Origin of the sequence: Nocardia sp. NPDC047038, from assembly GCF_040644075.1 — a bacterium.
Lineage (GTDB): Bacteria > Actinomycetota > Actinomycetes > Mycobacteriales > Mycobacteriaceae > Nocardia > Nocardia sichangensis.
The window spans coordinates 1-1,268 of sequence record NZ_JBEYVQ010000056.1 but is presented as its reverse complement, the minus strand read 5'-3'; the positions used below and the strand labels follow the sequence as shown (position 1 = coordinate 1,268).

The following is a 1,268-nucleotide window of genomic DNA, read 5'->3' as shown; positions in this document are numbered from 1 at the left end:
CGGTGGCCGAGGGTGTGGATGGTGGTTTCGTCGAAGAGGTCGGTGGCGTAGGTGAAGATGGTGTCGAGTTCGGCGGGGGTGCCGTCGTCGTGGTGGTGGGGGTTGATGTTGACTTGCAGGTCGAATTTGGCGGCGACGGTGTCGGTGTCCAGGGCGGTGACGGTGAGGCCGGGCAGCTGGAGGGTGGGTTGTTCGTTGTTCTGGAACGACAGCACGACCCCGAACAGGGGGTTGTGGGTGGTGGCGCGGCCGGGGGCGACGATTTCGACGACGCGTTCGAAGGGGATGTCGGCGTTGGCGAAGGCGGCGAGGTCGGTTTCGCGGGCTTGGTCGATGAGTTCGGTGAAGCTCGTGCCGGTTTCGACGCGGGTGCGCAGGGTGAGGGTGTTGACGAACATGCCGACCAGTTCGTCGAGGGCGCGTTGGCCGCGTCCGGCGATGGGGGTGCCGATCGCGACGTCGGGGTCGCCGGTGAGGCGGGCCAGCAGGACCGCCAGGGCGGCGTGCACGACCATGAACAGGGTGCAGTTGTGGGCGCGGGCCAGCTCGGTGAGGGCTTGGTGGATGTCGGGGGAGACCGCGAAGCCGGTGTTGGCGCCGCGCATGGACGGGATCGGGGGGCGGGGCCGGTCGGTGGGGAGTTCGGCTTCGCCGGTGAGCCCGGCCAGCTGGTGGCGCCAGTAGGCGAGTTGTCGTGCGGCGACGGAGGTTTCGTCGTCGTCGGTGCCGATGACGTGGCGTTGCCAGATGGCGTAGTCGGCGTATTGCACTTCCAGTGGCGCCCAGCGGGGGGAGTTGCCGCCGATGCGGGCGAGGTAGGCGGTGACCAGGTCGCGGGCCAGGGGGGCCATGGAGGCGCCGTCGGCGGCGATGTGGTGGGCCACGAACGCCAGCAGGTGTTCGTCGGGGCCGGATTCCAGCAGCAGGGCGCGGACGGGGACTTCGGTGGTGACGTCGAAGCCGGTGAGCATCAAGTCCATCACCTGGGTGGTGGGGTCGTCGGTGACCACGACCTCCAGTCCGGTGGGGAGGGCTTGGTCGACGGTGAGGATCTGCTGGAACGGTAGTGCGCCGGGTCCGCCGGCGGGGTAGCGGGTGCGTAGGGATTCGTGGCGTTCGAGGACGTCGGCGAGTGCGTAGCGCAGGGCGGAGACGTCCAGGGCGCCGTGCAGGCGGATGGCCATCGGGATGTTGTAGGCGGCGGAGGCGGGGTCGAATTGGTTGAGCACCCACATCCGTTGCTGGGCCAGCGACAACGGGATCGGTTC

At 69.0% G+C, this 1,268-nt stretch carries 1 protein-coding gene; it reads right to left on the bottom strand.

Annotated features, from left to right (window positions below; translation table 11 throughout):
* Nucleotides 1-1,268: condensation domain-containing protein (locus tag ABZ824_RS39730; protein ID WP_356970056.1), on the bottom strand; the 1,268-nt coding region annotated here is incomplete at both ends.